Source organism: Stackebrandtia sp. (assembly GCF_035643755.1).
Classification (GTDB): Bacteria; Actinomycetota; Actinomycetes; order Mycobacteriales; family Micromonosporaceae; genus Stackebrandtia.
The window spans coordinates 1-5,597 of the sequence record NZ_DASQPW010000137.1 but is presented as its reverse complement, the minus strand read 5'-3'; the positions used below and the strand labels follow the sequence as shown (position 1 = coordinate 5,597).

Annotated in this window: 5 protein-coding genes; all 5 read right to left on the bottom strand. The window is 72.1% G+C overall.

Annotated features, from left to right (window positions below; all coding sequences use genetic code 11):
• Window positions 1-1,313: glutamate mutase L (locus VE172_RS10630; RefSeq protein ID WP_324800977.1), on the bottom strand; the 1,313-nt coding region annotated here is incomplete at its 3' end.
• Window positions 1,310-1,696: a 3-aminobutyryl-CoA ammonia lyase gene (kal, locus tag VE172_RS10625; protein ID WP_324800974.1), complete on the bottom strand. Its 387-nt coding sequence runs from the start codon at window positions 1,694-1,696 to the stop codon at window positions 1,310-1,312. The genes VE172_RS10630 and kal, both read right to left, overlap by 4 nt.
• Window positions 1,693-2,439: a lysine 5,6-aminomutase subunit beta gene (gene kamE, locus VE172_RS10620; protein ID WP_324800971.1), complete on the bottom strand. Its 747-nt coding sequence runs from the start codon at window positions 2,437-2,439 to the stop codon at window positions 1,693-1,695. Before kamE ends, kal begins: the two co-directional genes overlap by 4 nt.
• Complete coding sequence (kamD, locus tag VE172_RS10615) at window positions 2,436-4,028, bottom strand: lysine 5,6-aminomutase subunit alpha (RefSeq protein WP_324800968.1); 1,593 nt, start codon at window positions 4,026-4,028, stop codon at window positions 2,436-2,438. Before kamD ends, kamE begins: the two co-directional genes overlap by 4 nt.
• Window positions 4,025-5,563, bottom strand: a complete 1,539-nt coding sequence (locus VE172_RS10610) for an amidohydrolase (RefSeq protein ID WP_324800965.1) — start codon at window positions 5,561-5,563, stop codon at window positions 4,025-4,027. The genes kamD and VE172_RS10610 overlap by 4 nt, the downstream gene beginning before the upstream one ends.
• Window positions 5,564-5,597 lie beyond the last annotated feature (34 nt).

Here is a 5,597-nt window from a genome sequence, read left to right as displayed (position 1 = left end):
GCATAAGACGTATCGATGACCATCATTGGATTGCGGGGAAGCGGGTAGCCGCCCGCGGTGTCGGCGTTGACCGCGCGGGCCACTGTGTCCAGTGCCGCGTCGCCGTGGTGTCGAAGCACGCCACCGGATCCCACGACGAGCGTGACGGCGCGCAGATCCTTGCCGCCGCGCAGGGGGGCGCCGGGGCCGCCGAGGCGCTCGCCGCGGCAGTGGCGGCGCATCGCGATGGTGATGGCCAGCCCGGTGAGGCGCAGGTCGCAGGCGACGTCGTCGGGGGTTTCGGGTAGCCACCCGGGTGCGGCGGCGCGGCGGGCCGCGGCGGCGGCCAGGGGGTCTGCTTCGCCGGGGAGCAGCAGGTTCTCGTCGGCGGCGGCCGTCACGATGCCGGGCGCGGTGTGGCGCATGCCGAGGTCGCCCTCGACGGTGCGCGAACGCCACGCGGTCCCGGCGACCTCGCGGCGGGGGCCGGAGCGCTCGGCGTCGGGGGTCAGGACGGAGTAGACGTCGGTGGTGGCGCCGCCCACGTCGACGACGACCAGGTCGCCGCGGGCGGGTATGTCGCCGTGACCGTCGGCGAGAGTCTCCACTCCGGACAGAACGGTGTCGGGGGTTGCCGAGCGTACTAGGGCCGCAAAGGATTCCCGATGTGACAGGTGTTTTCCCGCGATGACGTGGCTCAGGAACGCTTCGCGCAGCGCGGATCGGGCGGGTGCGGGGTTGAGCTGTCCGATGCGGGGCAGCACGTTGTCGACGGGCATGACAGGAAGATCGGCGCCCGCCAGGATCGCGGCCACGGTGTCCCGCGCGTCGCGGTTTCCGGCCAGCACCACGGGGACCCGCAGCCGTTCGTCCCCCGCGGACGCTCGCGCCAGGATCTCGGCGTGTTCGATGAGGACGGTGGCGTCGCCGCCGTCGGTACCGCCCGCCAGCAGCACGATGTCGGGCGCGGTTTCGGCCAGCTCGCCCAGGTCCGACTCCCCGAAGTCGCCGGCCATGATGGACACCACGCGGGCGCCCGCCGACAGCCCGGCGCGGTGCGCGGCGGTGGCGGTCACCAGCGGCTCGTTGCCCACCACGCCCAGCCGCAGCCCGCCCCCCGCCGACGAGCACACCCGCAGCTCGGCGACCTCGACGCCTTGCGGCAGCAGGGATTCGACCTCGGTGCGGGCGGCTCCCAGGCCGTCCATCACGTCGGGGTCGATGGTGGTGCGGTGCGTGGCGTTTCCGTACCAGCGACCGGTCTCGGCGTCGACCGCGGCGACCTTGGTGTAGGTGGAGCCGACGTCGGCGCAGACGATGGCCGCGCCCGTCATGTCGGCGGCACGACCACGGTGCCGGTCGCGGTGGTGGCCACGATCGGCTCGGTCAGCGTCTCGGCGGCGGACTCGCCGCGATCGGCGCGGCCCCGGCACACCACGCGCAGCGTGAAGTCGATGGTGCGGCTGCGTTTACCGACGCGGGTGATCACGGCGGTGGCCTCCACGACGTCGCCGGCGCGCACCGGCTGCCTGAACTGGACGTCCGAATAGGACGCGAACAGCCCCTCGTCCCCGTCGGCCCGCACGCACACCTCGGTGGCCACGTCCCCGAACAGCCCCAGCCCGTAGGCCCCGTCCACGAGGTTCCCGGCGTAGTGGGCGTGGTCGTAGGAGACGTACCGGCGATGGGTGACGGTGAGTCCTTCGTGGGCGCTCACGAAACGGGCTCCTTGCTCGAGATGAGACGGTGGACAATGTACGACGCGACGTCGGCCGGGGTGGTGCCGCGGCTGAAGATCCGGTCGACTCCGAGTTCGGCGGACTGGGTCTCGTCGAAACGCGGACCGCCAATGATCAACAGTGGACGCTTGTCGGGGGGCAGCGCCTCGCGCATCGCCGCCGACAGCTCGCGGGTGTTGTGCAGGTGCGCGTCGCGCTGCGTCACGACCTGCGACACCAGCACCGCGTCGGCCTCCTCGTCGATGGCCCGGTTCACCAGGTCCGGCACGGCCACCTGGGCGCCCAGGTTGACCACCCGCAACTGCCGGTAGTACTCCAGGCCCTTCTCCCCCGCGAACCCCTTGATGTTGAGGATCGCGTCGATGCCCACGGTGTGGGCGTCGGTGCCGATGCAGGCGCCCACCACCGTCACCTTGCGGCCCAGGTGCTCGGCGATGATCGCGTTGGTCTCCTTCGACGACAACAGCGGATAGTCGCGCTCCACCACGTTCACGTCGTCCAGATTGACCAGGTGCTTGGCCGAACCGTAGACGACGAAGAAGGTGTGCGACTCCCCCATCTGCTTGGCGTGCACCACCATCGCCGGCTCCATGCCCATCTTGGACGCGAGCTGCACCGCGGCGCCCTCGGAGCGCTTGTCGTGCGGCACCGGCAGCGTGAAGGACAGCTGCACCATGCCGTCCCCGGTGGTGTCGCCGTACGGGCGGACGATCCGGCTCATCGCTCCTCCTTGGACTGTCCGGCCTCCAGCAGTTCGGAGGCCGGGTTGTAGTAGTCGTCGGCGTGCTGTTCCACGCCGTCCAGGCCGCGCCCGCCGTCGGCGGGGCGCTTCATGATGCCGAAGGTGCCGTCGGCGATGGCGTTGAGCAGCCCGTCGTCGACGATCTTCTCCAGCAGATCGACGGCCTCGCCGAGCACCTGCCGGGCCCGGTTGGCGATGAAGCCGTCGGCCGGCGGGTGGAAGTCCTCGGTGAGCCCGCCGCAGGCGTTGAGCACGTAGCGGACGTTTTGCAGCGCGACGTCGCGGTCGGACAGCCACGGGGTGACCACCGCCTCGGTCATCATGCCCACCAGCAGGATGCCCTGCCCGGTCATGGCGCCAGCCAGGTTGAAGAAGCCGTCCAACAGGTTGCCGCGGAACACATCCCCGGTCATGTGGCGGGTGGGCGGCATCCACTTCAGCGGCGCGTCCGGGAACAGCTGGCGGGCCAGCATGGCGTGGGCCAGCTCCATGCGGAAGGAGTCGGCCAAGTCCGGGTTGATCTCGAAGGCGTGGCCCAGACCCAGCAGCGCGTCGGGCAGGCCCGCCTCGTGGGCGAAGAACTCGTTGAGCAGCTGGGAGACCGTGACGGTGTGCGCGGCCTCCACGGCGTCGGCGGTGGTGAGGTAGTTGTCCTCGCCGGTGTTGATGATGATGCCGGCGCGGGCGTGGATCTGGCGCGACAGGCGCTGGTCCACAAAGGTGCGGATCGGGTTGATGTCGCGGAACAGGATGCCGTACATGGAGTCGTTGAGCATCATGTCGAGGCGGTGCATGCCCGCCAGCGCCGCGATCTCCGGCATGCACAGGCCCGAGGCGTAGTTGCACAGCCGCACGTAGCGTCCCAGTTCCCGGGACGTCTCGTCGAGGGCCGCGCGCATCAGCCGGAAGTTCTCGCCGGTGGCGTAGGTGCCGGCGAAGCCCTCGCGGGTGGCGCCCTCCGGCACATAGTCCAACAGGGACTGTCCGGTGGAGCGGATCACCGCGATGACGTCGGCGCCGGCGCGGGCCGCGGCCTGGGCCTGGGGGATGTCCTCGTAGATGTCGCCGGTGGCCACGATGAGGTAGATCCAGGGTCGCTGCGGCGGATCGCCGATCTCGGAGACCATGGCGTCGCGCTCGGCGCGCTTGGCGTCCATCCGGGCGATGCCGCCGGACACCGCCGACCGCGCCGCGGCCCGGGCCGCCCCGGCGTCCTTTTCGGACGGGAGCTCGAAGTGCAGCGATCCCGACGCTGCCTTGTGCGCCAGCAGCGTGAGGTCCTGGTGGTCGTCGGCGACCAGCGCGTGGAAGATCGGCAGCGCGACGCCGTGGGAGATGCCGACGTCGGCGCGCACGGCGTCGACCAGCCGGTTCACCCAGGGGATCCCCTCGGCGTCGGCGCCCTCCAGCCCGGCCAGTCGCAGCATCGCCCGCTCCACGGCCACGGTGGTGTGGCTTTGGGCGATGTCGACGACCGGCTGGCCGGCGCGCCGGGCGAGGCCGCGCGCCCGGTCGATGGTGGCGTCGTCCAGCGGCAGACGTGCCAGGTTGCGGTTTTCCGGGCTCATGGGGCCTCCTCGTCGAAGATCACGGTTCCCGAGTGGACGGTACGGCGGCAGCGGGGCGCGGCGGCGTTCGCCACGTCGGGCAGCCCGGCGGCGCGGTGTTCCCACACCGCGAGGCTGGCCGGGGCGCCCGGGGTCAGCACGCCGGCCTCGTCGTCGCCGACGGCCCGCCAGCCGCCCCGGGTGTGTGCGGCGAACGCCGCGGTGGGGGTCAGCCCCTGGGACGGATTGCGGTGGTTGACGGCGGCCCGCACCCCGCCCCACGGGTCCAGCGGGGTGACGGGGCTGTCGGAGCCGAGCGCCAGCGGCACCCCGACCCCGGCCAGCGAGCCGAAGGGGTTGGCGGCCAGGGAGCGCTCGACGCCCAGCCGGGTGGCGTACATGGCGTCGGTGCCGCCCCAGCGGTCGTCGAAGGCCGGCTGCACGCTGGCGTACAGTCCAAAGGCGACGAACCCGGCGATCAGCTGCTTGTCGAGCATCTCCGCGTGTTCCACCCGGTGGCGTCCAGCCCGGATCGTCTCCACCCCAACGGTTTGGGCCGCCGCGGCGATCCCGGTGATCACGTTGGTGACGGCCTGGTCGCCGATGGCGTGGAAGCCGCCCTGCATGCCGTGACCGGCGCAGCTGATGATGTGCTGCTCGACGTCCTCGGCCGACAGGTAGGCGTGGCCCAGCACGTCGGCGTCGGCGTAGGGCTCGCGCAGCGCCGCGGTGTGGGCGCCGATCGAGCCGTCCACCGACAGATCGCCGGCGCAGGCGTGGGCGCCGAGCTCACGGGCCTTGGCGGCGCCGTTCAGCTCGCCCCAGTACCCGAACACCCGCGGCAGCGGCTCGCCGGAATCGGCCAGCGCCAACAGTCCCGTGAAGTCGTCCTCGCCGAGGCTGGAGCCGGGGGTGGGGGTGCCGCACTCGACGACGGCGGCGATCCCCAGCGACGCGGCGTGGCGCAGCGCGACCCGCTGCGCCTCAGTGCGCTGGGTCTCGGGGACGGCGGCGTTGGCGGCGGCGCGGGCGGCCCGGTGGGCGTACAGGGTGAGCACCCCGGTCTCGCTGTAACCCTCCAGGGCGGCCAGGTCGGGGCGGTCGAGCAGCAGCGCCGCCGAGGCGATCCCGATGTGCCCGCAGGTGCGCGACAGGTAGGCGCGGCGGCCGCCCACCGCCCGCGACAGGGTCTCGCCGGACGGCAGTTCCGGGGTGTCCCATTCGGTCTCGTCGAAGCCGGCGCCCAGGATCACCGCGGTGCGCGGCAGCTTGTCCGCCACCGCCGACACCAGGTCGAGAAGCTCCGCGGCCGAACGGGTCTCGGAGAGGTTGAGCCCGAGCAGCGCGCCGCCGGTGCCGCTGACGTGGGCGTGGGAGTCCACGAACGCCGGGGTGACCAGGCAGCCGTCCAGCTGGACGGTCTCGTCGGCGCTCGGCGCGTCGGCGTCGGTGCCCAGCCAGCTGACCGTCTCACCGGTGACCAGCATCGCGGTGGCGGTCGGGTAGGCGGGGCTGAGGATGTGCCCGCCACGGTAAAGGGTGGTGAAGTCCGTCATGGCGTTCAGTGTGCCGAAAGACGCTGGGCGAACA